This is a genomic window from Idiomarina sp. UBA4206 (assembly GCF_002383015.1).
Classification (GTDB): Bacteria; Pseudomonadota; Gammaproteobacteria; order Enterobacterales; family Alteromonadaceae; genus Idiomarina; species Idiomarina abyssalis.
Map to the genome: position 1 here is coordinate 5,066 of NZ_DFTS01000060.1, position 2,119 is coordinate 7,184.

At 48.9% G+C, this 2,119-nt stretch carries 3 protein-coding genes; 2 read left to right on the forward strand and 1 reads right to left on the reverse strand.

Features of this window, described 5'->3' with window-relative positions:
- A partial coding sequence (locus B3180_RS15770; RefSeq protein ID WP_414654053.1) for an ATP-binding cassette domain-containing protein occupies positions 1-158 on the reverse strand: 158 nt, incomplete at its 3' end.
- A gap of 116 nt (positions 159-274) precedes the next feature.
- On the opposite strand from B3180_RS15770, the gene B3180_RS12295 reads away from it, so the two are divergent.
- Both B3180_RS12295 and ssb read left to right on the forward strand, forming a co-directional pair.
- Positions 275-1,654: an MFS transporter gene (locus tag B3180_RS12295; protein ID WP_222236383.1), complete on the forward strand. Its 1,380-nt coding sequence runs from the start codon at positions 275-277 to the stop codon at positions 1,652-1,654.
- Positions 1,655-1,695: 41 nt separating this feature from the next.
- Positions 1,696-2,119: single-stranded DNA-binding protein (gene ssb / locus B3180_RS12300; protein WP_286844860.1), on the forward strand; the 424-nt coding region annotated here is incomplete at its 3' end.

The following is a 2,119-nucleotide window of genomic DNA, read 5'->3' on the forward strand; positions in this document are numbered from 1 at the left end:
AAGCGTCGCTGGCCTTCGGCATACAGCGTATCGAAAGCCAGTGACGACTTACCCGAACCGGACAACCCGGTAATCACAATAAGCTTATTGCGAGGAATCGTCAGGTTGAAATTTTTTAAGTTGTGCGTGCGTGCACCGCGTACTTCAATAGTATCCATAATTCCCGTCTGTTGTTCAGTAAATGACTGACGACAAAACGCTATTATCGCACAGTGTTAGGCATCTGGTACAATAGCAGCATCATTTATCATATTACTGACTATGAAGCAGTGAAATGACACCGCAAAAACTGAATAAAACTGAAAAAAAAGCCGCTTTAGCGCTCGCGTCTGTCTTTGGTATACGGATGCTGGGGCTGTTTTTGATCATGCCCGTGCTGGCAGTTTATGCACAGGAGTATCCAGACTATTCGCCATTGTGGGTGGGTATTGCTCTTGGTGCCTACGGACTGACTCAGGCGCTTTTGCAAATTCCTTTGGGTATGTTGTCAGACCGGCTAGGTCGTAAGCCCGTTATTGTTGGCGGGCTGCTGGTTTTTGTTGCCGGAAGCGTGGTCGCGGCGCAGGCTGATACTTTATTCGGCGTGTCTGTTGGTCGAGCTCTGCAAGGCCTTGGCGCCATAGCCGCCGCAATATTAGCCCTGGCGGCTGACCTGTCACGTGACGAGCAACGGCCGAAGGTTATGGCTACCATTGGTATGTGTATTGGCTTAGCGTTTGCGGTGTCATTGGTTGCAGGACCTCTGCTGGGTGACGTTATTGGTCTTTCAGGGTTGTTTTGGTTTACGGCTGCCAGCGGTGTTCTGGGCATTTTCGTGCTACTGCTCAGTGTGCCGAAAGTTGTTACTACCTCTGCCCGGCGGGAATCCTTGCCGGTTTTGTCCGAGCTGGGAGACTTACTTAAACATAAACAATTGTGGTGTCTGAACAGCGGTATTTTTGTGTTGCACGCTATATTGACCGCCTGGTTTGTGACCTTGCCAACCCAGTTGCAAAATGCAGGCTTTGAAAGTCAGACGCATGCCTGGTTTTATCTACCAACCCTGGCCGCCTCAATTTTGTTTATGGTACCGATGATCATTCACAGCTCCCGCAATAATAATTCAGTGCAGTGGCTGCGGTTTTCGATTGTGACCTTAATTGTATCTCTGCTAATTATTGGTGTGGCCGGGCAGTCAGGATGGTTGCTAGTTGCGGCCTTGGTGATTTTTTTCACCGGTTTTAATTTTATTGAGGCCAGTTTACCGTCATTACTGACCCGTATTGCGCCCGCCGGGAGTAAGGGTAGTGCCAGCGGTATCTATTCAACCGGACAGTTTTTAGGTGCCTTTGTTGGCGGTGTTGCAGGCGGTTGGGTCTTACAGAATTATCAGATATCTGGCGTTGTTGTTTTCTGTCTGATCTTGCTAGTATGTTGGTTACTCATCAGCTTAGTTATGGTTAATCCTGCAGGCGTTACCAGTGTATCGTTATCATTACCCGGACTATCTGAGGACAAGGCGAAGAAACTAAGTGAGCGGTTACTTACCGTAGCTGGAGTAACGGAAGCAAGGTGGGTTGAAGAAGATCAGGCAACCTATTTAAAAGTTGATAAAAAACATTATGATGAAAAGGCGGTTAATCAGTTGCTTGAAAAGGCATCGGTCGCCCAATAAATTGAAGCAGTTGTAACGCGCATAAGGAACAGGAGAAAATAATGGCCAGTCGCGGTGTAAATAAAGTCATATTAATTGGTAACCTGGGAGCTGACCCAGAGGTACGTTATACCCAAAACAGCACAGCGATAGCCAACCTGTCGATTGCTACCAGTGAAACCTGGAAAGATAAGCAAACCGGTGAACCGCGCGAACAAACTGAGTGGCATCGCTGCGTGGCGTATCGCCGCCTGGCAGAGATTGCGGGTGAGTATCTGAAGAAGGGCTCAAAAGTGTATGTTGAAGGCCGGTTGCAAACTCGCAAATGGACAGGGCAGGACAATGTAGAGCGTTACACGACAGAAGTTGTGATTAACGAAATGCAGATGCTGGATTCTCGTGGCGGCCCTCAGGGTGGACCACAAGGCGCAGCGCCGCAAGGTCAAGGCTTTGGTGGTCAGCAGAGCGGCGGTTATGGTGGTGGGT

Excerpts from the sequence above, each read along its gene's own strand:
- B3180_RS12295 (WP_222236383.1), top strand. The coding sequence starts at position 275 with ATGACACCGCAAAAACTGAATAAAACTGAAAAAAAAGCCGCTTTAGCG.